24 protein-coding genes are annotated in these 21,936 nt (G+C 66.1%); 10 read left to right on the forward strand and 14 right to left on the reverse strand.

The genetic code is table 11. The features are described 5' to 3' along the window. The first annotated feature begins 375 nt into the window (after positions 1-375). Entirely contained in the window at positions 376-1,278 is a 903-nt protein-coding gene (xerD, locus tag VAR608DRAFT_RS23760; protein WP_088956303.1) for a site-specific tyrosine recombinase XerD, read from the forward strand. A gap of 8 nt (positions 1,279-1,286) precedes the next feature. Beyond that, positions 1,287-2,264 carry a Bug family tripartite tricarboxylate transporter substrate binding protein gene (locus tag VAR608DRAFT_RS23765; protein ID WP_443082884.1) on the forward strand — a complete coding sequence of 326 codons (978 nt, stop codon included), beginning with the start codon at positions 1,287-1,289 and terminating at the stop codon, positions 2,262-2,264. A 15-nt stretch (positions 2,265-2,279) separates the two neighbouring features. Here the strand turns inward: VAR608DRAFT_RS23765 and VAR608DRAFT_RS38100 are convergent, their stop codons facing one another. From VAR608DRAFT_RS38100 to VAR608DRAFT_RS23780, 3 genes are read right to left on the reverse strand one after another with little or no spacing between them, the layout of a single operon-like run. Next, positions 2,280-2,903, reverse strand: a complete 624-nt coding sequence (locus VAR608DRAFT_RS38100; RefSeq protein WP_231973569.1) for an IS630 family transposase — start codon at positions 2,901-2,903, stop codon at positions 2,280-2,282. Continuing rightward, positions 2,821-3,345: a winged helix-turn-helix domain-containing protein gene (locus tag VAR608DRAFT_RS23775; protein ID WP_088953016.1), complete on the reverse strand. Its 525-nt coding sequence runs from the start codon at positions 3,343-3,345 to the stop codon at positions 2,821-2,823. The genes VAR608DRAFT_RS38100 and VAR608DRAFT_RS23775 overlap by 83 nt, the downstream gene beginning before the upstream one ends. Positions 3,346-3,381: 36 nt before the next feature. Then, complete coding sequence (locus VAR608DRAFT_RS23780) at positions 3,382-3,783, reverse strand: VOC family protein (RefSeq protein WP_088956304.1); 402 nt, start codon at positions 3,781-3,783, stop codon at positions 3,382-3,384. Positions 3,784-4,186: 403 nt separating this feature from the next. On the opposite strand from VAR608DRAFT_RS23780, the gene ltrA reads away from it, so the two are divergent. Together ltrA and VAR608DRAFT_RS23790 are read left to right on the forward strand one after the other, a co-directional pair. Further along, positions 4,187-5,695 (forward strand): group II intron reverse transcriptase/maturase, encoded by a 1,509-nt coding sequence (gene ltrA, locus VAR608DRAFT_RS23785; protein WP_231972940.1) that lies wholly within the window; start codon positions 4,187-4,189, stop codon positions 5,693-5,695. 229 nt (positions 5,696-5,924) lie between these two features. Continuing rightward, positions 5,925-7,193, forward strand: a complete 1,269-nt coding sequence (locus tag VAR608DRAFT_RS23790) for an MFS transporter (RefSeq protein ID WP_088956305.1) — start codon at positions 5,925-5,927, stop codon at positions 7,191-7,193. On the opposite strand, the gene VAR608DRAFT_RS23795 is transcribed toward VAR608DRAFT_RS23790, so the two are convergent. After that, the gene (locus VAR608DRAFT_RS23795) at positions 7,156-7,959 is read right to left on the reverse strand and encodes a ferritin-like domain-containing protein (RefSeq protein WP_088956306.1); all 804 of its coding nucleotides are present in this window, start codon (positions 7,957-7,959) and stop codon (positions 7,156-7,158) included. The two genes, VAR608DRAFT_RS23790 and VAR608DRAFT_RS23795, sit on opposite strands and share 38 nt — an antisense overlap. A 39-nt stretch (positions 7,960-7,998) precedes the next feature. Here VAR608DRAFT_RS23795 and VAR608DRAFT_RS23800 point away from each other — a divergent pair, with 39 nt between their 5' ends. Both VAR608DRAFT_RS23800 and hslO read left to right on the forward strand, forming a co-directional pair. Next, the gene (locus tag VAR608DRAFT_RS23800) at positions 7,999-8,523 is read left to right on the forward strand and encodes a gamma carbonic anhydrase family protein (protein ID WP_088956307.1); all 525 of its coding nucleotides are present in this window, start codon (positions 7,999-8,001) and stop codon (positions 8,521-8,523) included. Then, positions 8,524-9,522, forward strand: a complete 999-nt coding sequence (hslO, locus tag VAR608DRAFT_RS23805) for an Hsp33 family molecular chaperone HslO (RefSeq protein ID WP_088956308.1) — start codon at positions 8,524-8,526, stop codon at positions 9,520-9,522. Between the two features lie 19 nt (positions 9,523-9,541). Here hslO and VAR608DRAFT_RS23810 read toward each other — a convergent pair whose 3' ends face one another. From VAR608DRAFT_RS23810 to VAR608DRAFT_RS23840, 7 genes are all read right to left on the reverse strand, one after another. Next, positions 9,542-10,525 carry a hypothetical protein gene (locus tag VAR608DRAFT_RS23810; RefSeq protein ID WP_088956309.1) on the reverse strand — a complete coding sequence of 328 codons (984 nt, stop codon included), beginning with the start codon at positions 10,523-10,525 and terminating at the stop codon, positions 9,542-9,544. A gap of 26 nt (positions 10,526-10,551) precedes the next feature. Next, a complete protein-coding gene (locus tag VAR608DRAFT_RS23815; protein ID WP_088956310.1) occupies positions 10,552-11,202 on the reverse strand; it encodes an AAA family ATPase in 651 nt (216 codons plus the stop codon). Between the two features lie 34 nt (positions 11,203-11,236). Further along, positions 11,237-11,512 carry a cell division protein FtsB gene (gene ftsB, locus VAR608DRAFT_RS23820; protein WP_088956311.1) on the reverse strand — a complete coding sequence of 92 codons (276 nt, stop codon included), beginning with the start codon at positions 11,510-11,512 and terminating at the stop codon, positions 11,237-11,239. A gap of 21 nt (positions 11,513-11,533) precedes the next feature. Further along, positions 11,534-12,817 (reverse strand): phosphopyruvate hydratase, encoded by a 1,284-nt coding sequence (gene eno, locus VAR608DRAFT_RS23825; RefSeq protein WP_088956312.1) that lies wholly within the window; start codon positions 12,815-12,817, stop codon positions 11,534-11,536. A 19-nt stretch (positions 12,818-12,836) separates the two neighbouring features. Further along, entirely contained in the window at positions 12,837-13,127 is a 291-nt protein-coding gene (locus VAR608DRAFT_RS23830) for a DUF1330 domain-containing protein (RefSeq protein WP_088956313.1), read from the reverse strand. Further along, a complete protein-coding gene (gene kdsA / locus VAR608DRAFT_RS23835) occupies positions 13,124-13,981 on the reverse strand; it encodes a 3-deoxy-8-phosphooctulonate synthase (RefSeq protein ID WP_088956314.1) in 858 nt (285 codons plus the stop codon). The genes VAR608DRAFT_RS23830 and kdsA overlap by 4 nt, the downstream gene beginning before the upstream one ends. A 79-nt stretch (positions 13,982-14,060) precedes the next feature. Further along, a complete protein-coding gene (locus tag VAR608DRAFT_RS23840; RefSeq protein WP_088956315.1) occupies positions 14,061-15,731 on the reverse strand; it encodes a CTP synthase in 1,671 nt (556 codons plus the stop codon). A 125-nt stretch (positions 15,732-15,856) separates the two neighbouring features. On the opposite strand from VAR608DRAFT_RS23840, the gene coaBC reads away from it, so the two are divergent. The 3 genes from coaBC to VAR608DRAFT_RS23855 all read left to right on the forward strand — a co-directional run bounded on the left by coaBC (position 15,857) and on the right by VAR608DRAFT_RS23855 (position 18,244). Then, entirely contained in the window at positions 15,857-17,098 is a 1,242-nt protein-coding gene (gene coaBC / locus VAR608DRAFT_RS23845; RefSeq protein ID WP_088956316.1) for a bifunctional phosphopantothenoylcysteine decarboxylase/phosphopantothenate--cysteine ligase CoaBC, read from the forward strand. 28 nt (positions 17,099-17,126) lie between these two features. Continuing rightward, entirely contained in the window at positions 17,127-17,573 is a 447-nt protein-coding gene (gene dut / locus VAR608DRAFT_RS23850; protein ID WP_088956317.1) for a dUTP diphosphatase, read from the forward strand. Between the two features lie 176 nt (positions 17,574-17,749). After that, positions 17,750-18,244 carry a glycine zipper 2TM domain-containing protein gene (locus VAR608DRAFT_RS23855; RefSeq protein WP_088956318.1) on the forward strand — a complete coding sequence of 165 codons (495 nt, stop codon included), beginning with the start codon at positions 17,750-17,752 and terminating at the stop codon, positions 18,242-18,244. A 78-nt stretch (positions 18,245-18,322) separates the two neighbouring features. Here the strand turns inward: VAR608DRAFT_RS23855 and VAR608DRAFT_RS23860 are convergent, their stop codons facing one another. Then, a complete protein-coding gene (locus VAR608DRAFT_RS23860) occupies positions 18,323-18,847 on the reverse strand; it encodes an FKBP-type peptidyl-prolyl cis-trans isomerase (RefSeq protein WP_088956319.1) in 525 nt (174 codons plus the stop codon). A gap of 183 nt (positions 18,848-19,030) precedes the next feature. Between VAR608DRAFT_RS23860 and VAR608DRAFT_RS23865 the strand changes: the two genes are divergently transcribed. Beyond that, on the forward strand, positions 19,031-20,416 hold the full coding sequence (locus tag VAR608DRAFT_RS23865; protein WP_088956320.1) for a tyrosine-type recombinase/integrase: 1,386 nt from the start codon (positions 19,031-19,033) through the stop codon (positions 20,414-20,416). 5 nt (positions 20,417-20,421) lie between these two features. Here VAR608DRAFT_RS23865 and VAR608DRAFT_RS37190 read toward each other — a convergent pair whose 3' ends face one another. After that, positions 20,422-20,595, reverse strand: a complete 174-nt coding sequence (locus VAR608DRAFT_RS37190; protein WP_157731091.1) for a hypothetical protein — start codon at positions 20,593-20,595, stop codon at positions 20,422-20,424. Beyond that, positions 20,592-21,929, reverse strand: a complete 1,338-nt coding sequence (locus VAR608DRAFT_RS23870; RefSeq protein ID WP_088956321.1) for a tail fiber domain-containing protein — start codon at positions 21,927-21,929, stop codon at positions 20,592-20,594. The genes VAR608DRAFT_RS37190 and VAR608DRAFT_RS23870 overlap by 4 nt, the downstream gene beginning before the upstream one ends. Positions 21,930-21,936: the final 7 nt, after the last annotated feature.

Here is a 21,936-nt window from a genome sequence, read left to right on the forward strand (position 1 = left end):
GCCAGATCGGACGCGTGCGCCGCAAGTGAGTTGCCGCTTGCATCCCGTTGTGGAAAAGAATGGGGCACGATGCACCAACATGGCTTGCTGCAACGCCGTGCTCAACGCACGCAGGATGGGCTGCTTCCAATGGGAAAAGCGTGTTTGTGCAGTGCACCAAAACACGTAAGTCAAGGCCCTGTTTTCCCCTTGGGCGGTGGATGACTCTGTGGATAACGAAGTGGGCATCTCGCCGGACCCGCATTCCGCTTGGCTTCCATTGCGATGCCTATGGAACGGGCACAGCGCCGCTTCCCGATCGATTTTTTTTGCCGTGGCGCCGCGCGGCCGGCCCGTCCACGCCGGCCCTTTTGCTTTTTTGCTATCTTGCCCCGCATGACCGCGGTCACCGAATCCACTGAAATCGACGAGTTCATCGACGCCCTCTGGCTGGAGGACGGACTTTCCAGGAACACGCTGGCCGCATACCGCCGCGATCTGGAACTGTTCGCCAAGTGGCTCGCCGCCGAGCGCGCCAAGGCGCTCGATGGCGCGCACGAGATCGACCTGCAGGCCTACATGGGCGTGCGGCTGTCCGACAAGGGCAAGGCGACCTCGGCCAACCGGCGGCTGACCGTGTTCAAGCGCTACTACCGCTGGGCGCTGCGCGAGCGCCGCATCGCGGCCGATCCCAGCCTGCGGCTGATGCCGGCGCGGCAGATGCCGCGTGCGATCAAGACCCTCTCCGAAAAGCAGGTGGACGACCTGCTCGCCGCGCCGGATGTCGAAACGCCGCTCGGCCTGCGCGACCGCGCGATGCTGGAGCTGATGTACGCGAGCGGCCTTCGGGTGAGCGAGCTGGTCGCGCTCAAGGTGTTCGAGATGAGCCTGAACGACGGCGTGCTGCGGGTGCTCGGCAAGGGCAGCAAGGAGCGGCTGGTGCCCTTCGGCGGCGAGGCGCGGCGCTGGATCGAGCGCTACCTGCACGAGTCGCGCCCCGCGATCCTCGACGGCCAGCAGACGCAGGACCTGTTCGTGACGAACCGCGGCGCGGGCATGACGCGCGCGATGTTCTGGGTCATCGTCAAGAAGCAGGCGCAGGCTGCGGGCATCCATGTCCCGCTGTCGCCGCACACGCTGCGGCATGCGTTCGCGACGCACCTGCTCAACCACGGCGCGGACCTTCGGGCGGTGCAATTGCTGCTCGGGCACGCGGACATCTCGACCACCACCATCTACACGCACGTCGCGCGCGAGCGCCTCAAGCAGCTGCACGCGCATCACCACCCGAGAGGATGAGGAGTTGAATGATGTTCTTGAATAAACGCTTGCGAGCCGTCGTGGGCGCCATGGGGCTTGCCCTAGCCGCAGCGGCTGCGTACGGGCAAGCGGTGCCCAAGACCGTCCGGCTCATCGTGGCCTATCCCTCGGGCGGCGTCAGCGACGTGGTCGCGCGCGCGCTGGCCGACAAGCTCTCGGCGCAACTCGGCGTCACCTTCATCGTCGAGAACCGGGCCGGCGCGAGCGGCACCATCGGCATGGACGCGGTCGCGAAGGCCGCGCCCAACGGGGCGACGCTGGGCTTCTCGTCCGTCAGCCCGCTGGTGCTCAACCCGCACCTCACCAAGTCGCCCTTCGATCCGCTGAAGGACATCGCGCCGGTGGCCAGCGTGATGTATTCGCCGGTGCTGCTGCTCGCGACACCGGCCACCGGCACGCGCGATTTCAAGACCCTGCTCGACGATGCGCGCGCACGTCCCGGTGCGGTGCGCTGGGCCACGTCGGGGCAGGCCTCGCTCGGCCACATCGTGCTCGAGCAGGTGCGCGCAGCGGCGAATGTCGACATCACGCACATCCCTTACAAGGGGGGTGGCCAGCAGCTGAACGATGCGGTCGGCGGACAGTTCGAGATCCTCTCGACCAACGCCGGCCCGTCGGTCGCGGCGCAGATCCAGACCGGCAAGCTGCGCCCGCTGGCGGTAGCTGCGCCGAAGCGGCTCGAGAGCCTGCCCAAGGTGCCGACGCTGGCCGAACTGGGCTACGGGGACGCCAACCAGTCCTCGCTCTTCGGCGTCTTCGCGCCGGCGGGGACGTCGCCGATCCTGATCGAGAAGTACAACGTCGAGATCAACAAGGCGCTCGCGAGTCCCGATCTCCGCGCTCGGCTGCAATCGACCGACAACGTGCCGACCGGCGGCCGTGCCGAAGAGTTCGCGACCGAGATCGCGAGCGAGTTCGAGAGCAATGGGCGGATCGTGCGGGCGGCCGCGATCAAGCCCGAGTGAGCGCGGCGCCTAATACTAAGTTGCGTTCAAAGATATAGAAGTTATCCAATCGAAACCGGTCATCGATCGGGTTCTCTCGTGATCTGATTCGAGCGCCACCAGCCCTGTCGTGAGGGCGCGTTCGACGGCGTCGAGGTTGGCGAAGACATGGTTGGCAAAGCAGTCCTCGCGAATCGCCTCCCACAGATGCTCGGCCGGGTTGAGTTCGGGGCTGTACGGAGGCAGGTAGATCAGTCGCATGTGATCCGGGACCGCGAGTTGACCTGCCAGATGCCAGCCCGCCTGGTCCATGACCATCACGATGAATTCCTCGACATGGCGCTGGGCGACCTCGGCCAGGAATAGCGACATGGTCTCGGCGTTCACCCAGGGCAGCACGAGGCTGTCCATCACGCCGTCGTGTGGGCTGACGGCACTGAAGGCATAGATGTACTTGCGCTCCAGGCGAGCGCCGACGACAGGTCGAATGCGGTGTGGCGCCCAGCAGCGACGCGGCGTGCCCAGCAATCCGAATCGCCCCTCGTCCTGGAACATCAGCCGCACCGCGCGACCTTGTTCAGCCTGGCGCACGACCTCTTGGCGTACCTGGCGGCGGAGTTTTTTTAAAGGCGGCCTGTGCCGCGACGTCCGCCTTGGGATGCCGGGGCCGGGGCACGACCTTGCGCCAGCCGTGACGGTCGAGCAGCCGATAGATCGTCGAGGGCGCCACCGCCTTGCCGAGTTGCTTCTGGTAGGCCTGCTGGATCTCAGCTACCGTCAACATCCCGCCTGCCTGTGCGCGTTCGACGAAGGGTGCCAGCAACTCCTGCTCCTGTTCGGCGCTCAAATGCTGGTGGTGTCTGCCACCGCGGCCTCGAAGATCGAAGATGGCATCACCTTCCTTGGCCCATCGAGAGTGCATCACATGCACGGTGGTGGTTGACCAACCCAGCAACTGTGCAATCTGCGCGGCCGAGCTGCCCAGCGTGGCCCTGATCAGCACGCACTGGATGCGCTGGTACTGCGCATGGCTGTCGGCTTGCTTGAGCCGTTCTGCCAAGCGCATCACGGTCGCCTTATCCCCAACGATCAGACTCTTCATCCACGACTCCTTGAAGTACGTGGACAGACATGATATCTAATCTATTGAACGCAAATTGGTATAAAGCGTCTCCGACGGATCGAAATCCAGCTCCACCTTCGCACCGTTCGGGTCGTGGCAGAACAGTTGCCACGTCCCTGCGCCGGCGAGCCGGCGCAGGTCGTACTTCGTGCCGCTGTCATCGAACCGCGCCTTCATTTCGCGCAAGCCCCGCGCGGTGAAGGCAATGTGGTCGATCACGCCCGCGCGCTGGGCGGGCGCCGGGCGGTCGAAGAAGAGGTGCAGCACCGACTGCGGCGCATCGCCGTAGAGCCATGCGCCATCGAAGCCGAGGTCGGGCCGGTGGCCGACCCGCAGGCCGAGCAGGCCGGTGTAGAAGTCCAGCGTCGCCTTCGGGTCCTCCGCGATCACGGTGAAGTGGTTCATGCCGACGATCATGGGTTGTCTCCTGTGCGCCGGTCAAAACCGGCAAAGTGTTGTGAATGAAAGTTTCATACGTTGAAGGCTTAGCCAGCTACGGCGGCCCCGAGTCATGCGTGCACATCCGCGAGGGTGTGGGCGAAGCGTTGATAGGGGGACGAGCGGGCCGGGTATCGAGCCGCGTAATACATGCCCCGTGGCGACAGCTGCGGGTGGTCCGGGGTGCCGAGGCAGTAGGAGAATGCCGAAGGTCACACCGTCGCTGCCGCATTGGCGAGGCAGAGGCGGACCCCGCGCGGTCAAAGACCCCGAGCACGCACGCAAGCACTTTGTTCGGGAACCGGGAGATCCCGCGTCCTTCTGCGCAGCGCTGGGAAGCGCTGGCTGCAGAGCGCATCGTGAAGCCCAAGGGCGTACGACGATGAGCCACAGGCGCGGGAAGTCGGACTGCTGCGTAGTACCGAAGAAGCTGCCGAACAAGGCTGCGGGGGAAGCTCCTGCGGCGGCGGAGGTGGTGGAGGGAAGGCGGCAGGCCAAGGGAAATGCCATCGCGGCGCGCATGTCCCGCAGATCGGTGCGGGTCTATGACATGGGAACCGCGCTCGATGGCATACGACAGACGGCAAAGGGCCGTCGTGATGCGAGGTTCACGGGACTGCTGCATCACATCTACGCGGTCGAACGCCTGCGGGCGGCTTACCTCGCGCTCAAGCGCGACGCGGCCGCCGGGGTGGACGGCCAGACCTGGCAGACGTACGGACAGGACCTGGAGGGCAATCTCCTGGAGTTGTCCGAGCGGCTGGCCCGAGGGGGCTACCGGCCCCAGCCTGTGAAGAGGGTGTACATCGACAAGGCCGACGGCAGCAAGCGCCCGCTGGGCGTGCCGGCGCTGGAGGACAAGCTCGTCCAGCGTGCCACGGTCGAAGTGTTGAACGCCATCTACGAGCAGGACTTCCTCGGGTTCAGCTACGGCTTCAGGCCCGGGCGCAGCGCGCACAACGCGCTGGATGCCGTGGCGGTGGGTGTGGGCGCAAGGAAGGTGAACTGGATACTCGATGCGGACATCGCCAAGTTCTTCGACACGATCGAAAGGGACTGGCTGGTGAAGTTCATCGAACATCGCGTGGCTGACACGCGCGTGGTGCGGCTGATCAAGAAATGGCTGCACGCGGGCGTGCTGGAGGACGGCAGGCTCACGCAAGGTGAGTTGGGGACGGTTCAGGGCGGGAGCATCAGTCCGCTGCTGGCCAACATCTACCTGCACTATGCGTTGGACCTGTGGGTGAAGCAGTGGAGGGGGCGCCATGCCCGGGGTGACGTGATCGTCGTGCGCTACGCCGACGATTGGGTTGCGGGGTTCCAGTTCCGTGATGACGCCGAGCGCTTCCAGCGCGCGGTGGCCGAGCGGCTGGGCCAGTTCGGGTTGAAGCTGCATCCCGAGAAGACGCGGCTGATCGAGTTCGGGCGCTTCGCCCACGAGAACCGACGCCGCAAGGGACAAGGCAAGCCGCAGACCTTCGACTTCCTGGGGTTCACGCATTGCTGCGGGACGACCCGAAAGGGCAAGTTCATGGTCCTGCGACTCACCAGTGCCAAACGCCTGCGAGCCAAGCTGCAGGTGATCAAGCTCGAACTCAGAAGGCGCATGCACCAACCCATCCCGGAGCAGGGCCAGTACCTGCGGGCGGTGGTGACTGGGCATGCGCGCTACTTCGGCGTGCCGTGCAACGGCGCGCGGCTGAGGACATTCCGCCATCAGGTCGTCGGGCTGTGGCATCGCACGCTGTGCCGCCGCAGCCAGAGCCACGACCTGCCTTGGCGACGCATGTATCGCTTGATGGCGCACTGGCTGCCTGTCCCGAACATCTGCCACCCCTACCCGCACCAGCGTCTGATCGTCATGACCCAAGGCAGGAGCCGTATGCGGTAGCTCCGCACGTACGGATCTGTGGAGGGGGTGTTGGGTGACTGACATTCCTACTCTGACTGCGGGTTCGGTCAGGGTAGCAGCACCGGCGCGCCGATGGTGGGGCGCGGTCTGAAGTCGCGAGCAAAATCCCCTTGATCATTCATGTATAGACAAGTACAGTCATTTTGACTGCGGCACGCCCCGACACCCGGACGTTCGGCGGTCGACATCATTGGTCGAGGGGGAGCATATGAAAAGCAACGGTCTGTTCAGGGGCTGGTACATCGTGGGTGCGGTCCACGTTCTGCTGGCGTTGATCTTCGGCGCGGCGTATTCCTTCGGCGCGTTCTTTTCCAGCATCCAGGCGAACTTCGATGCGGGCCGTTTCTCCACCGCATCCATCTTCTCAGTGACCGCGTTGATCTACTACGCGGTGGGTGTGTTCTCGGGCGCGCTCAGCGACAGAAGCTCCGTTCGCGTCGTGACGGGCGCGGGCATCGTGCTGTTGTCCCTGGGCTTTCTGCTCAGCAGCCTTCTGTCGTCTTCGCTCGTGCTGTTCCTCGGCGCCTTTTGCGTGCTGGTCGGTCTTGGCGTGGGGCTTGTTTATGTGCCGGCTGTTTCGACCATCCAGCGCTGGTTCGTCGTGCGGCGCAGTTCGGCCTCGGGCATCGCGCTGGCCGGCACGGGGCTGGGAACGCTGGTCGGTCCGATGGTCGCAGGCCTGCTCATGCGCCACTTTTCCTGGCAGGTCACCATGCAGGTCTATGCCGGCGCGATCGCACTCCTGGGCTTGGCTGCCGCGATGAGCCTGAGGGGGCGACCTGAAGAACTTGGCTTGCACGCAGACGGCATCGCTGTGCGTGCCGGGCTGGCCGATCTGCAGGCGCAAGGAGGGCTTGCCTTGGGGGAGGCAGCATTGACGGTCCGGTTCTGGTGGTTCTTCGCCGCCATCTTCTTCGGCTCGATCGGCCTCTTTCTCGCGCTCGTCCACATCAATCCTTACGCGCAGCAGCAGGGGCTTTCGATGACGCAGGCGAACCTGCTCATCGGCCTGATCGGCGTCGGCAACATCCTGGGACGTCTGGTGCTGGGACGGATCGGCGACAAGATCGGCGCGCTGCGATTCCTGGTGTGGCTTACCGTCAGCCTGGCTGTGCTGTGCGCACTCTGGAGCGTGGCGTACGGCTTCGTCGGACTCGCGGTCTTCGCGCTGCTGTTCGGCGCCGCCAACGGCGGATGCATCGCGCTGTATCCGGCGGTGGCGGCAAGCTGGTTCGGCACCAAGAGCCTCGGAGCGATCCTCGGGGCGCTCTACATCGCGGTGGGCATCGCGGCCGTGGCGGGCGGCAGCCTCGCAGGCCTTCTGTTCGATCTCTACGAGAGCTACACGCTGTCGATCATGCTGGCCGGCGCGTGCGCACTGCTGTCGGCCGTGGCGGTGCTGATGGCAGACCGTGCCGACGGCAGCGGCCACCGGGCCTTCAGGGCTGTGCGAGGGCGCGCAGTTCCTCGTCAGTGAAGCCCGCCTGCGCCCGAGCGTCCAGATTGAACGGCGCCTTGAGGCGCGGCGCCTCGTGGCGGCGGTACAGCACGCGGTAGTGCGAGACCGGATCGAGCCCTTCGCGCTCGCAGAGCCAGCGATACCAGCGATTGCCGATCGCGACATGGCCGACCTCGTCGCAGAGGATGATGTCGAGGATCGCGCAGGCCGCGAGCGCATCCGGCGTGTTGACGCGGCGCAGCTTGGCCTGGATCAGCGGCGTCGCATCGAGTCCGCGCGCTTCGAGCGTGCGCGGCACCAGTGCCATGCGCGCGACGATGTCATCCTTGGTCTTCTCGCACATGGACCACAGGCCGTCGTGGCCGGTGAAGTCGCCGTAGCAGTGGCCCATGCCCTGCAGGTGCGCGTGCAGCAGCGTGAAGTGCTGCGCCTCTTCGTCCGCGGTGCGGAGCCAGTCGCGATAGAAATCCTCGGGCATGCCATCGAAGCGCCATGCGGCGTCCAGCGCGAGGTTGATCGCGTTGAACTCGATGTGGCAGATCGAATGGATCAGCGCCGCGCGGCCTTCGGGCGTGAAGGGCGAACGTTTCTCGACCGCGGTGGCCGAGACGCGCAGCGGGCGCTCCGGCCGGCCGGGCACGCCGGCATCGTCGCCGGGCGAGCGCACCGGTTGCAGTGACAGGGGCCGTCCGGCCAGTTGGGCGAACAGCGCGCGGGTGGCGGCGACCTTCTGTTCGGGGTCCGTGAGGCGCAGCGCAGCGAGGGCGCCAAGGCGGGGGTGCATCCCTACAATTCTAGTTTTTCGACCTTTGGAGACACCGCGATGGCCTTGTACGAACTCGATGGCGTGGCGCCGCAACTGGGAGAGGGCGCCTGGGTCGCCGACAGTGCACAGGTGATCGGCGATGTGGTGCTGGCCGAGAACGCCAGCGTCTGGTTCGGCGCGGTGCTGCGCGGCGACACCGACACGCTGCGCGTGGGGCGCAACAGCAACATCCAGGACCAGTCGGTGCTGCATGCCGACCGCGGCTGCCCGCTGACCATCGGCGAGAACGTCACGGTCGGCCATCAGGTGATGCTGCACGGCTGCACCGTCGGCGACAACTCGCTGATCGGCATCCAGGCGGTGGTCTTGAATAACGCGAGGATCGGCCGCAATTGCATCGTCGGCGCCGGCAGCGTCGTGACCGAGGGCAAGGAGTTTCCGGACAACTCGCTCATCATCGGGTCGCCCGCCAAGGTGGTCCGCACGCTGGACGAGGCGGCCGCCGCCAAGCTGCGCCAAAGCGCCGAACACTATGTCGAAAACGCCCATCGCTTCGCGAAGGGCCTCAAAAAGATCGCTTGAATGTCTGAACTCCACAAGTTCCTGTTCGAAGGCCTGCCGGTGCGCGGGATGATCGTGCGCCTGACGGAGTCCTGGCAGGAAGTGCTGGCGCGCCGCGCGTCCAATTCCGACACCGGCGCCTATCCGCAGCCGGTGGCCGAACTGCTCGGCGAGATCACCGCCGCGGCCACGCTGATGCAGGCCAACATCAAGTTCAACGGGTCGCTGATCCTGCAGATCTTCGGCGACGGGCCGGTCAAGGTCGCGGTGGCCGAGGTCAAGCCCGACCTGAGCCTGCGCTCGACGGCCAAGGCGATCGGGGAGATCGCGGCGGATGCGAAGCTGTCGGACATGGTCAATGCGCACGGCAAGGGCCGCTGCGCGATCACGCTCGATCCCAAGGACAAGCTGCCGGGCCAGCAGCCCTATCAGGGCGTGGTGCCGCTCATCGACGAGAACGGCCGCAAGCTCGAGCGCATGAGCGACATCCTCCAGCACTACATGCTGCAAAGCGAGCAGCTGGACACCACGCTGGTGCTGGCCGCCGACGACAAGATCGCGGCCGGGCTCCTGATCCAGCGCCTGCCGGTCAAGGGCGAGGCCAATCTGGAAGGCACCGCCGAGGGCGGCCGCGAGCAGGTGCAGCAGGACCAGATCGGGCACAACGAGGACTACAACCGCATCTCGATCCTGGCGTCGAGCCTCACGCGCGACGAGTTGCTGACGCTGGACGTCGACACGATCCTTCGCCGCCTGTTCTGGGAAGAGAAGCTGCTGCGCTTCGAGCCGCAGACGGGCATGCTCGGCCCGCACTTCGCGTGCACCTGCGGCCGCGCGCGCGTGGAGAACATGATCCGCGGCCTCGGCCGCGAAGAAGCCGAGAGCATCCTCGCGGAGCGCGACAACATCGAGGTCGGCTGCGATTTCTGCGGCAAGCAGTACCACTTCGATGCGGTGGACGCGGCGCAGATCTTCACTGCGCCCGGCAATCAGATGCCGGGCAGCGCGGTCGTCCAGTAGTCGCGCAGCGCGCGGCGATTCAGTTGCGCCGCGCGTTTTCGAAGTCGCTGAAGCGGATATCCGGCGCGCTGGTGTTGTGGCGCGATGGCGTGGTCCGTGCAAAGTGCACCTGCGCGGCCTCGATCGATGAAATCTCGGGCAGCGGCCTTGTCTCCGGCCCGGCGGAGCGGGCCGATTGCCAGGCGAGTTCGCTGACATCGGCGTTGTCCGCGGACACGTACATCGAACGAAGCACCGCGAAAGGCTGCGACTTCTGCGTGGCCGGATGAAGCGACACGTCGAGCGCGGTGCGTTCTTCGCTGATCTGCGCGACCTTGACCGAGGCGCTGCCGCCATTGGCGAAGCGCAGGCGCAGCGCGAGCGGCTGTGTCTGGATCGAGATCGACGCGATGTTGACCACCGGCCGGCCGGCATCCTCCACGGGGCCCATGAGGAACGACGAGCCGTACGCGCCATCGCCGAAGCGCGCCAGGGGCAATGGCTTGAGGCGCCAGTAGCCGTCAGCCGGGTAGAGCACCAGCGCTTCCATCGGCTTCTTGTCCTTTTCCTTGGCCTTGGCGAAGACCTGGACCAGATGGAAGTCGTTGCCGGACCGCGCGCCGACGCGCACCGGCACGCGGTTCGGCCGCCAGAAAGACGGCAGGGTCATGCCGACGATCATCCATTGCGGGCCGTCGTACAGCACCACGCGGCGCGGCTTGAACTTGTAGCTCGGGTCCGTGGGGTGCGCGCCACCGTCGAAGTTGCAGCCCGAGAAGTCGGGCGCGGTGACGTCCTTCTCGATCCTGTCGATGTAGGCGGGCTGGAGCGCCTCGACGCGGAAGCTCGTGATGCCCTGGCCGCGCAGCACCATCGAGACGTTGTCTTCCTCCGCGCAGGCGGTCGGCCGTGTCTTGTTCTCGACGATCACCGTCGCCGGTGCCGCCGACGCCGCAGCAGTGAACCAGAAGGCGAGGGCGGCCGCGCCGGATGCTGCGAGAAGCCTGGGGTGGGGCGATGCCATGGGGATCGTGCGCTGAATCGCCGGCGCTAGGGGCGCCGCGCGATGAGATCGCGAAAGAGCCTGTGCTCGCAGGCCGGGTCGGAGCACTTGTCGCAGGGCCAGAACCAGGCGCGTTCGCCGGAGGCGGTCCGGCCCGAGCTCGAACTGACGCCGGCATCCTCGGCCCGCGCGTTGATCGCGTTCCAGGCGCTGGCGAGCCGTTCCGGGCCGCGGCCGTGGATGACGGCGTAGGGCGATCCGGCGCGGGCGAGGGCGGCGCGCAGGAGCGCGTCGGCTTTTTCCGCCTGCGCCAGTGCATCGGGGGCGGTGCCGTCCGTGGGCAGCAGATCGAGCGCCATCAGCAGCGTGATCGCATGGCTGCGGTGCGCGGCCAGCGCGTGATCGTAGAGCGCGGTTTCGCCGAACCGCATGTCGGCATCGACTGCGGCCGCGAGTGCGGTCGAATCCGCGATCACCACGCCGCGCCGGGCTGCTTCGGCGATGCGATTCGTCTGCTCGAAGGCCGCTTCGGCCTGTTGCCGATACGTCGGCGATCGGGGCGCGGGATCGGTCACCAGCTCGGCGGCGATGCCGCGCTGCAAGAGCCGCGCAGCGAGCGCATTCGCGAGTTCGCTCTTGCCGGTGCCCCGGGCACCCAGCACTGCAATCACGCAACCGACGGGAAGAGCGGGCGTCATGGGGTCGCCGCGAACTCAGATCACCCGTCGCAGATCACTTCGTGATCTGGACGAAAACTTCATTGGGCTTGACCATCCCTAGCTCCTGCCGGGCCCGCTCCTCGACCATCTCGAGCCCTTCCTTCAGATCGTTGACCTCGGACTCCAGGCGCTCGTTCGCCAACGCGGCGCGCGCGTTGGACTGTTTTTGTTCGGCGAGCTTTTCCTGCAGTTGCGCCACGTCGGGCACGCTGCCGCGCCCGGTCCAGAGCTGCCACTGAACCAGCAGCAGCAGCAGGACCAGGATGATCGGGACGATGCGGGAGCGCATGGCGCCTGATCCGCCGGACGATCAGCGGAGGTTGTAGAAGGCGGAGCGGCCGGGATAGACGGCCACGTCGCCGAGGTCTTCCTCGATGCGCAGGAGCTGGTTGTACTTGGCCATGCGGTCCGAACGCGACAGCGAGCCGGTCTTGATCTGGCCGGCATTGGTGCCCACCGCGATGTCGGCGATGGTGCTGTCTTCGGTCTCGCCCGAACGGTGGCTGATCACGGCGGTGTAGCTCGCGCGCTTGGCCATCTCGATCGCGGCGAAGGTCTCGGTCAGCGTGCCGATCTGGTTGATCTTGATCAGGATCGAGTTGGCGATGCCCTTCTCGATGCCTTCCTGCAGGATCTTGGTGTTGGTGACGAACAGGTCGTCGCCCACCAGCTGCACGCGCTTGCCGAGGCGCTCGGTCAGGAGCTTCCAGCCGTCCCAGTCGCCTTCGTGCATGCCGTCCTCGATGCTGATGATCGGGTACTTGTCGACCCAGCTCGACAACATGTCGGTCCAGCTCTCGGCGGTGAGGCTGAGGTTTTCGCCCGACAGGACGTATTTGCCGTCCTTGTAGAACTCGCTCGCGGCGCAATCGAGGCCGAGCGCGATCTGCTCGCCGGCCGTGTAGCCGGCCTTGTCGATCGCTTCGAGGATGAGCTGGATCGCGGCTTCATGGCTTTCGACGCTCGGCGCGAAACCGCCTTCGTCGCCCACGGCGGTGCTGATGCCGCGGTCGCCCAGGATCTTCTTGAGCGCGTGGAACACTTCGGCGCCGTAGCGCAGCGACTCGCGGAAGCTCTTCGCACCCACCGGAATGATCATGAATTCCTGCAGGTCGAGGCTGTTGTTGGCGTGTGCGCCGCCGTTGATGACGTTCATCATCGGCACCGGCAGCTGCATGCCGCCCATGCCGCCGAAGTAGCGGTACAGCGGCAGGCCGGATTCTTCAGCGGCCGCGCGGGCCACAGCCATCGATACGGCGAGGGTCGCGTTCGCGCCCAGGCGGCCCTTGTTCTCGGTGCCGTCGAGGTCGAGCAGGGTGCGGTCCAGGAAGGCCTGCTCGCTGGCGTCGAGGCCCAGCACGGCTTCCGAGATTTCGGTGTTGATGTTCTCGACGGCCTTGAGCACGCCCTTGCCGAGATAGCGGCTCTTGTCGCCGTCGCGCAGTTCGATGGCTTCGCGCGAGCCGGTCGATGCGCCCGAGGGCACGGCCGCGCGGCCCATGGTGCCCGATTCGAGCAGCACGTCGCACTCGACGGTGGGGTTGCCGCGGCTGTCGAGGATTTCGCGCCCGACGATGTCTACGATTGCACTCATCTCTTTACTTTCTCCTGGGTCAAATACCTTCGACGACGATCATGCGCATGATCGCGGCGCCCTGGCGTGCTGCGCGCGCCTTGCCGTATTCCGGCGATGCACTGAATTTCTTGGCGGCCTCGACGTTCGGGAACTTGAGGATCACGATGCGTTCGGGGTGCCAGTCGCCCTCGAGCACCTCGACCTTGCCGCCGCGCACGCAGACCTCGGCACCATGCACCTTCATGGCCTCGGAGGACCACTTCTTGTATTCCTCGTACTGCGTCGGATTCGTGACCTCGACGTTGGCGATGATGTAAGCGCTGGTCATGCTTGGAAAGTGTCCTCGAGGAAAGCGTTTTTCTTGGTGACGGTGTCGAGCGCGAGCAGCGTCTCGAGCAGCGCCTTCATGTGCTTGAGCGGCACCGCATTGGGCCCATCGCTCAGCGCCTTGGCGGGATTCGGGTGCGTTTCCATGAACAGGCCCGCCACGCCCACCGCGACCGCGGCGCGCGACAGCACCGGCACCATCTCGCGCTGGCCGCCGGAGCTCGTGCCCTGGCCGCCGGGCAGCTGCACCGAGTGCGTGGCATCGAAGACCACCGGCGCGCCGGTCTCGCGCATGATCGCGAGCGAGCGCATGTCCGAGACGAGGTTGTTGTAGCCGAAGCTCGCGCCGCGCTCGCAGGCCATGAAGCTGTCTTCGGGCAGGCCCTTTTCCCTGGCGGCCGCACGCGCCTTGTCGATCACGTTCTTCATGTCGTGCGGCGCGAGGAACTGGCCCTTCTTGATGTTGACCGGCTTGCCCGACTGCGCCACGGCGCGAATGAAATCGGTCTGGCGGCAGAGGAAGGCCGGGGTCTGCAGCACATCGACCACCTTGGCGGCGGCGGCAATGTCGTCCTCGGTGTGCACGTCGGTCAGCACCGGCAGGCCAAGCTCGCGCTTGACCTTGGCGAGGACCTCCAGCCCGCGCTCGCGGCCCGGACCGCGGAAGCTGGTGCCGGACGAGCGGTTGGCCTTGTCGAAGCTGCTCTTGAAGATGAAGGGGATGCCGAGCGAGGAGGTGATTTCCTTCAGCGTGCCGGCCGTGTCCATCTGGAGCTGTTCGGACTCGACGACGCACGGACCCGCGATCAGAAAGAAGGGCTTGTGAAGCCCGATGTCGAATCCGCAAAGCTTCATAGTGCCCCCTCGCTTGCCACTTCGTGTGCTGCGCTGCCCCCCGAGGGGGTCTTCGCGTCTTGGAGCGGTCCTGCGACGCTCATGCGACCACCTTGAGCGCTTTCTTGTCGGCGCCCTGATGCTCGAGCGCTGCCTTGATGAACGCGTTGAACAACGGATGACCGCCCCACGGCGTGGACTTGAACTCGGGGTGGAACTGCACGCCCATGAACCAGGGATGCACGTCCTGCGGCAGTTCGACGATTTCGGTCAGGTGCTCGCGCTGGGTCAGCGCCGAGATCACGAGGCCGGCACGGCGCAGCTCGTCGAGGTAGTTGACGTTGGCTTCGTAGCGATGGCGGTGGCGCTCGGTGACCACGTCGCCGTAGATGCTGTGGGCCAGCGTGCCGGGCGCGACGTCGGAGCTTTGCGCGCCCAGGCGCATCGTGCCGCCGAGGTCGGACTTCTCGTCGCGCACCTTGACCGTGCCGTCGGCGTCCTTCCACTCGGTGATCAGCGCGATCACCGGGGTCGGCGTCTCGGCATCGAACTCGGTGCTGTTGGCGTTCTTGAGGCCGGCCACGTTGCGGGCGTACTCGATGGTCGCGACCTGCATGCCGAGGCAGATGCCCAGGTACGGCACCTTGGTTTCGCGGGCGAAGCGCGCCGCTGCGATCTTGCCTTCGACGCCGCGCTGGCCGAAGCCGCCGGGCACCAGGATGGCGTCGTACTTGCCGAGCCGGGCCACGTCCTCGCGCGTGATGGTCTCGGAGTCGACATAGTCGATCTTCACGCGCGCATGGTTCTTCATGCCGGCATGGCGCAGCGCCTCGTTCAGCGACTTGTAGCTGTCGGAGAGGTCGACGTACTTGCCGACCATTGCGATCGAGACTTCCTTCTGCGGGTGCTCGACTTCGTAGACCAGGTCGTCCCAGCGCTGGAGCTTGGCCGGCGGCGTGTTGATGCGCAGCTTGTCGCAGATGAGGCCGTCGAGCCCCTGCTCGTGCAGCATGCGCGGCACCTTGTAGATGGTGTCGACGTCCCACATCGAGATCACGCCCCATTCGGGCACGTTCGAGAAGAGGGAGATCTTGGCGCGCTCGTCGTCGGGGATCGGGCGGTCGGCGCGGCACAGCAGCGCATCGGCCTGGATGCCGATCTCGCGCAGCTTCTGCGCGGTGTGCTGGGTCGGCTTGGTCTTGAGCTCGCCGGCCGCGGCGATCCACGGCACATAGCTCAGATGCACGAAGGCCGAGTTGTTGGGGCCCGCGCGCAGGCTCATCTGGCGCACGGCCTCGAGGAAGGGCAGGGATTCGATGTCGCCCACCGTGCCGCCGATCTCGACGATCGCCACGTCGACCTCGTGCGCGGTGCCGATGCCGGCGCCACGCTTGATGTATTCCTGGATCTCGTTGGTGATGTGCGGGATCACCTGCACCGTCTTGCCGAGGTAGTCGCCGCGGCGTTCCTTCTCGAGCACCGACTTGTAGATCTGGCCCGTGGTGAAATTGTTGGCGCGGCGCATGCGCGTCGTGATGAAGCGCTCGTAGTGGCCGAGATCGAGGTCGGTCTCGGCGCCGTCGTCGGTGACGAAGACTTCGCCGTGCTGGAACGGCGACATGGTGCCCGGATCGACGTTGATGTACGGGTCGAGCTTGATGAGGGTGACTTGGAGGCCGCGCGATTCGAGCAGCGCGGCGAGAGAGGCGGAGGCGATTCCCTTGCCGAGGGAAGACACCACACCGCCGGTGACGAAGACGAATTTGGTCATGCCAGTTCCGGACGCATGTCCGGGAAGTGGGAAATGGGGATTGTAGAGGACGGCCAACCGGAGAGCCTGTTCAAAGGCCTTTCGCGACCCCGAAAAACGCTGTGAATAGGCTCTAAACTTTCCCGATGCAACAAGACCTCACGGGCAAACACATCGTTCTGGGACTGACGGGCGGCATCGCCTGCTACAAGTCGGCCGAGTTGTGCCGGCTGCTGGTGAAGGCCGGGGCCACGGTGCAGGTCGTGATGACCGAGGCGGCGGCGCAGTTCATCACGCCGGTCACGATGCAGGCGCTGTCGGGGCGCCCCGTCTATACCTCGCAGTGGGATGCGCGCGAGGCCAACAACATGCCGCACATCAACCTGAGCCGCGAGGCGGATGCGATCGTGCTGGCGCCGGCCAGCGCCGATTTCATCGCCCGGCTGGTCGAGGGGCGGTCCGACGAACTCCTGAGCCTGATGTGCCTGGCGCGGCCCATCGACCGGGTGCCGCTCCTGATCGCGCCGGCGATGAACCGCGAGATGTGGAGCCACCCGGCCACCCAGCGCAATCTGCGCCAGGTCGACGCCGACGGCGCCCGCGTGCTGGGCGTCGGCAACGGCTGGCAGGCCTGCGGCGAGACCGGCGACGGCCGGATGCTCGAGCCCGAGCAGCTCTTGGAGGAAATCGTCGCGCAGTTCCAGCCCAAGGTGCTGGCGGGCCAGCATGTGGTGGTGACGGCCGGGCCGACCTTCGAGGCGCTCGATCCGATCCGCGGCATCACCAATCATTCGTCCGGCAAGATGGGCTTTTCGATCGCCCGCGCGGCGCGCGACGCGGGCGCGGAAGTCACACTGATCGCCGGCCCGGTGCACCTGCCGACGCCGCGCGGCGTGCGCCGCGTCGACGTCAGGTCGGCAGCGGACATGCTCGCCGCGACGCTCCAGGCGGTGCAGGCCGCGTCGATCTTCGTCGCAACCGCCGCGGTGGCCGACTGGCGGCCGGCGGCCCATAGCGCGCAGAAGATCAAGAAGGACGGAAGCGGCCAGCCGCCGGTGCTGCATTTCGTCGAGAACGAGGACATTTTGCTCACCGTCGCGCAGGGCGCACGGGCCAAGGGCGGGGAGCTCTTCTGCGTCGGCTTTGCCGCCGAAAGCGAAAATCTGCTGGAGCACGCCAAGGCCAAGCGCGAGCGCAAGGGCATTCCGCTCCTGGTCGGCAACATCGGCCCGCTGACCTTCGGGCAGGACCACAACAGCCTGCTCCTGGTCGACGCCAAGGGCGTGCGCGAGCTGCCGCGCGCCCCCAAGCTCACGCTGGCGCGCGAGCTCGTCGCCGAGATCGCGGCCCGGCTGCCGGACTATGTGCGCGCGGCCAGGAAGCAATGAATTCAACACCCACCCAAGGACCCATTCAGTGAAAGTCGACGTTCGCATCCTCGATCCCCGCATGCAGGACCAGCTGCCTGCCTACGCCACACCCGGCAGCGCCGGGCTGGACCTGAGGGCCTGCCTCGACGCGCCGATCACGCTCGAGCCCAACGCTTGGCAACTGGTGGGCACCGGCATCGCGATCCACCTCGCGGACCCGGGCTACGCGGCGCTGATCCTTCCGCGGTCGGGGCTGGGGCACAAGCACGGCATCGTGCTCGGCAACCTGGTCGGCCTGATCGACAGCGACTACCAGGGCGAACTCAAGGTGAGCGCCTGGAACCGCAGCGACACGCCCTTCGTGCTGCAGCCGATGGAGCGGCTGGCCCAGCTGGTGATCGTGCCGGTGGTGCAGGCGCAGTTCCGCGTGGTGGCGGAGTTCCCGCCGAGCGAACGCGGCGAGGGCGGCTACGGGTCGACCGGCAAGCACTGAGCCGGCACGCACGGGATCGGCGCCAGACGTTTCGCGTGCGTAAAGACGGGAACCGTTCGCCTTGCCGGCGGCTCGAAAGTGTCAACATGTGACCGTCGTCATCGCCTGCGGCGTTCGCGCGTTGTCAGGTCCATGAGCGCGTATCGAACGCGCCATTTTTGAGAAAGCCATCCAACATGAAGATCTCGATCCGTCCCCTGGCCGCTGTCGCCTCGGTCCTGGCCCTGTCCACGCTCGCGGCCTGCGTGGCACCGCAACCGGTCTATCAGACCTCGCGCTACCCCTACCAGCCGCCGGTCCAGCAAGTGGCGCCCGGCCCCTACGTCGAATACGGCCGCGTCGCCAACATCGAGGTGATCCAGAGCCAGTCCTCGGGCGCTCCGACCACGGGCGGCGGTGCGGTCGCCGGCGGTGTGGTCGGCGGCGTGCTCGGCAACCAGATCGGCCACGGCAACGGCCGCGCGGCGGCGACGGCGCTGGGCGTGGTCGGCGGTGCGCTGCTCGGCAACAGCATCGAAGCCAACAGCAATGCCCCGCGGACCTACCAGACCTACCGCGTGTCGGTGCAGACGGACAACGGCGGCTATCGCGCGTTCGACGTGCCCTCGCCGGGCGATCTGCGGATCGGCGACCGCGTGGTCATCAACAACGGCCAGATCTCGCGCTACTGATCAAGGAAGAGCGGCTGGCGCCATCGAAAAAGCCGGGCGTGGCCCGGCTTTTTTGCGTCCGCCCGCCTCGGGGACGGCTCAGTGCAACAGGTCGTTGCCCGGCGCGGTCGGGGGGATCTTGAAGAAGCCGGTGCCGGCGGTTCCGCGGCCGACTTCCTCCTCCGTCGCTTCGCGCACCGACTTCACCGTGATGTCGAGCCGGATCGCGATGCCCGCGAGCGGATGGTTGCCATCCAGCACGAGGTGCTCCGGATAGATCTCGCTCACGGTGTAGAGAACATCCTTCGGCATGTCCGGATTCACGCCCGCGGGCAGCGCGGCGCCATCGAAGGTCATGCCTTCCTCGATGCCTTCGGGGAAGAGCGAACGCGGCTCGAGAAAGAGCAACTGGTCGTTGAAGTCGCCGAACGCCTGCTCGGGCTCGAGCTGGATCTGCACCCGGGCACCGGGCCCGTGGCCGAGCAGGGCGGCTTCGATGGCGTCGAAGAGGTCCTCGCCGCCGACGAGGAATTCAACCGGCTCGTCCAGCACGTCGAGCACGTCACCGAGCGTGTCCTTGAGGGTCCAGGTGAGGCCGACCACGCATTGTTCAGAGATTTCCATACGAGAATTCTCCATTCACTCTAAGATGACGCATTAAAAGTCCAAAAAAGCTAATGTTCATGCGGGTTTTCAGAGGTTTTTTATTCCGCGCTATACTTCATCATTCCGTACCATTCCACGCTTCAAATGTAGGTACGAATGTAGGTAAACATGTAGATAGGGTTCAGAAAGGACACCAAACAAATGCCCCGCTTCATGCACCGGCTCAGCGCAGCCATGGTCGCCAAGCAGGTCACGCCCGGAATGTACGCCGACGGGGGCAACCTGTGGCTTCAGGTCACCAGCCCCACCGCCCGCTCATGGGTGTTTCGCTACACGCTCAACGGCCGCGCCCGCACGCTCGGCCTCGGCCCGCTGCACACCGTCAGCCTCGCGCAAGCACGCCAGAAAGCGCAGGACAAGCGGGCTGCGCTGCTGGTTGAGCGCAGCGCCGGTTCGCCGCTTGCTGCGGCCCCGGCGGTCGCGCACGCATCGGCTGCGCCATCCGCAGCCGCCCCGGCCTCCCTTGCGCCGCTGGCCTCTCGGCGCACGCGCCAGCAGGTCGAGCTGTCACACGCGCGTACCAGCGCCGCCAGTGCGGCCACACTCGCCGAGGCTTATGACATGTACCTCGCGGCGAAGGGCAGCGAGTGGAAGGCGAACCGCGCCACGCTCGTGAAGCGCCGCTTCGAGCTGCACGCCAAGAAACGCATCGGCCACATGCAGCCGGACCAGATCACGCACCTCGACGTCCTGGCCGTGATCGAGCCGATCTGGAAGACCAAGCATCCGACTGCGAACGACCTGCGCGGTGAGCTGGAGGACGTACTGGCCTTCGCCACGATCCGCGGCATGCGCGCGGACACGCCGAACCCCGCTTCGTGGAAGGGCAAGCTCGAGCACGCGCTGGCCGCGCCCGACAAGGTGCACAAGACCAAGGGGCACGCCGCGCTCGAATGGAAGGACATGCCCGCGTTCATGGCGCAGTTGGCCGAGGCGGCACCCGACGCGGGCGACCGCGCCCGCGCGCTGCTGGTGGCTATCTACTGCCAGTCGCGCAGCAATGAGATTCGCGGCATGCGCTGGGCGGATCTCGTGGATATCGACGGCAAGCGCCCGCTGTGGGCGCTCGATGCCGAGGACATGAAGGGCGAGCGCAAGCACTTGGTGCCCATGCCGGCCGAGGCCGTGAAGATCATCCGTGCGCAAAAGCGCGGCAAGCCCTCGGATCTCGTCTTCATGGAGAACGGGGTCGAGTTGCACAAGGACGCAATGGGCAAGCTCGTGGCCAAGCTCGGCCATGCGGCCACGCCGCATGGGCTGGCGCGCGCGACGTTCAAGACGTGGTCGCTGGAGGCCACCGAGTTCGACCAGAAGATCGTCGAGATCGCGCTGGCACACAAGGTCGGGGACTCGACCGAGGGGGCCTATGTGCGCGGCGGCGCGGTCGATCGCCGCGCGGAGATCCTCAATGCATGGGCGGGCTTTCTGAACGGCCGGCAGTCCAAGGATGCGCGCGTGCGCACCTACAAGACGGCCGCGAGCGAGAAGGTCGTCAGCATCATTGAGGCACGTCGCAAGGCAGCCTGATCCTCTCAGGCCTCGGGCACAGCGCGCAGTGCGGGCGGCTGGCCCGCCTGTTGCGCCTGCTGCTGCTTTTCTATCTGCTGCAGGATCGGCCCGAGGATCGGCTGCACTTCGCGCCACGGGTGCGACGCCAGGTAGTTCAGCAGGTTCTGCAGCTGTTCGTTCGTGAATTCGAGCGTCATGCTTTGGCCTCCAAGGTTTCGACGCGCGCGATCAGTTCGGCGACGCCGGCATAGGTGAGCGCAATCATCGGCATGACGTCGAGCGTTCGCATCGCTTCGGGCGCGGCCACGGTGGCGACCTCGCCGCCACTCTCGGCAGCTTCGGCCAGTGCGGCGGCGAGCGCCGTCGAATCGAGAGCCGCCGAATAGCCGACTGCTACCGGGAAGACCGTCTCGACCTCCTGCGCAACGAAGCCCGCCGAGTGCGCGATCGAGCCGTCCAGCGGCTTCACGTCGTTGCGGTCGTAGGTGACGGCGCGCAGCTGCTTGATCTTTGCGCATGCGTCCGTGAGCGTGGCGACGTTGTCCTTCAGGCGCGCATCCGAAGCCTGCCGCCACCCGGCCGGCGCTTCGCCCCAACCATCGGTGCGAAAGGTGTAGCTGCCCGAGTTGTCGAATTGCATTTGCCAGCCGGCGACGTTGCCGGGCGTGTGGATCGACGACAGCCGCATGTAGCCGTAGCTACTCGCTGAATTGATCGTGTTGCAAAAATCGGTGCCCGCGTTGTTCGTGTAGCCGCTGGCCCAGAAGGGCGACGTCCCGGCACAAACGAACTGCTGCGCCGTCGTCGTCACGCCCGCATAACTGATGGTGAACGGGATGCCGGCCTGGGTGATCCAGTCAAGCCGGCCGTCCTGATCGTTCCAGCGCCAATAGTAGTTACCGGCGAATTGAAGGATGTAATACGGGGCGGAGCGATAGGTTGAGAAACCCGGCATGAACTGCACGCCGCTTTGAAAGCTCCCCCCCGCTCCCGTAATGTTCCCCGGTGTCGCGATGTTGCAGGAGACATCGATGGTCACGCTGCGCCCGCCTGCGGTGTTCCACACAAGGCTCCCGGTCGTGCCGTCGAACGCAAGGTAATAGTTCGTCCACATATTGAGCGTGGGCGTATTGGCGTTCAGCCAGGACGCATAAAAGCTCGTGCCCTGCGACGTCCCGAGAGTCAACGACCCCGGCACCGATGTATTGCCCGCCGAATTAACCACGATCTTGTCGTGATTCGGTATGCCAAGCGCGGCGAGTGTGGTCGCGGGATCGCCTGCGCTCGAGATCGCAGGCAACATCGATACCCACGAGCCGTTGGCCGCGTCGCGCAAGCGAAGGACGCCATTGGGCTGGTCCGCGACCGAGGTATCGAGCCAGATCTGCCCGGGGAACGTGCGAGGCGGCGAGGTCGGTCCTGCGTTCGAGGTGTTGATCGCCGAGTTTTGCCGGTTGAGGATATCGGCCAGGGCATCGCCCGAGGTCGTTGTCGGGTCTATCGGAAAGTCGGCGGCTAGGCTTTGAGACATAGCTCTT

This window comes from Variovorax sp. HW608 (assembly GCF_900090195.1).
Lineage (GTDB): Bacteria > Pseudomonadota > Gammaproteobacteria > Burkholderiales > Burkholderiaceae_C > Variovorax.

Coding starts and splice junctions, on each gene's coding strand:
- VAR608DRAFT_RS23765 (WP_443082884.1), top strand. CDS start 1,287: ATGATGTTCTTGAATAAACGCTTGCGAGCCGTCGTGGGCGCCATGGGG.
- VAR608DRAFT_RS23860 (WP_088956319.1), bottom strand. CDS start 18,847: ATGGAAATCTCTGAACAATGCGTGGTCGGCCTCACCTGGACCCTCAAG.
- VAR608DRAFT_RS23795 (WP_088956306.1), bottom strand. CDS start 7,959: ATGCACCCCCGCCTTGGCGCCCTCGCTGCGCTGCGCCTCACGGACCCC.
- VAR608DRAFT_RS23840 (WP_088956315.1), bottom strand. CDS start 15,731: ATGACCAAATTCGTCTTCGTCACCGGCGGTGTGGTGTCTTCCCTCGGC.
- VAR608DRAFT_RS23870 (WP_088956321.1), bottom strand. CDS start 21,929: ATGTCTCAAAGCCTAGCCGCCGACTTTCCGATAGACCCGACAACGACC.
- eno (WP_088956312.1), bottom strand. CDS start 12,817: ATGAGTGCAATCGTAGACATCGTCGGGCGCGAAATCCTCGACAGCCGC.
- VAR608DRAFT_RS23775 (WP_088953016.1), bottom strand. CDS start 3,345: ATGAAGAGTCTGATCGTTGGGGATAAGGCGACCGTGATGCGCTTGGCA.
- xerD (WP_088956303.1), top strand. CDS start 376: ATGACCGCGGTCACCGAATCCACTGAAATCGACGAGTTCATCGACGCC.
- VAR608DRAFT_RS23780 (WP_088956304.1), bottom strand. CDS start 3,783: ATGATCGTCGGCATGAACCACTTCACCGTGATCGCGGAGGACCCGAAG.
- hslO (WP_088956308.1), top strand. CDS start 8,524: ATGTCTGAACTCCACAAGTTCCTGTTCGAAGGCCTGCCGGTGCGCGGG.
- coaBC (WP_088956316.1), top strand. CDS start 15,857: ATGCAACAAGACCTCACGGGCAAACACATCGTTCTGGGACTGACGGGC.
- VAR608DRAFT_RS37190 (WP_157731091.1), bottom strand. CDS start 20,595: ATGACGCTCGAATTCACGAACGAACAGCTGCAGAACCTGCTGAACTAC.
- VAR608DRAFT_RS23830 (WP_088956313.1), bottom strand. CDS start 13,127: ATGACCAGCGCTTACATCATCGCCAACGTCGAGGTCACGAATCCGACG.
- kdsA (WP_088956314.1), bottom strand. CDS start 13,981: ATGAAGCTTTGCGGATTCGACATCGGGCTTCACAAGCCCTTCTTTCTG.
- VAR608DRAFT_RS23855 (WP_088956318.1), top strand. CDS start 17,750: ATGAAGATCTCGATCCGTCCCCTGGCCGCTGTCGCCTCGGTCCTGGCC.
- ftsB (WP_088956311.1), bottom strand. CDS start 11,512: ATGCGCTCCCGCATCGTCCCGATCATCCTGGTCCTGCTGCTGCTGCTG.
- ltrA (WP_231972940.1), top strand. CDS start 4,187: ATGAGCCACAGGCGCGGGAAGTCGGACTGCTGCGTAGTACCGAAGAAG.
- VAR608DRAFT_RS23790 (WP_088956305.1), top strand. CDS start 5,925: ATGAAAAGCAACGGTCTGTTCAGGGGCTGGTACATCGTGGGTGCGGTC.
- VAR608DRAFT_RS23810 (WP_088956309.1), bottom strand. CDS start 10,525: ATGGCATCGCCCCACCCCAGGCTTCTCGCAGCATCCGGCGCGGCCGCC.
- VAR608DRAFT_RS23800 (WP_088956307.1), top strand. CDS start 7,999: ATGGCCTTGTACGAACTCGATGGCGTGGCGCCGCAACTGGGAGAGGGC.
- VAR608DRAFT_RS23865 (WP_088956320.1), top strand. CDS start 19,031: ATGCCCCGCTTCATGCACCGGCTCAGCGCAGCCATGGTCGCCAAGCAG.
- VAR608DRAFT_RS23815 (WP_088956310.1), bottom strand. CDS start 11,202: ATGACGCCCGCTCTTCCCGTCGGTTGCGTGATTGCAGTGCTGGGTGCC.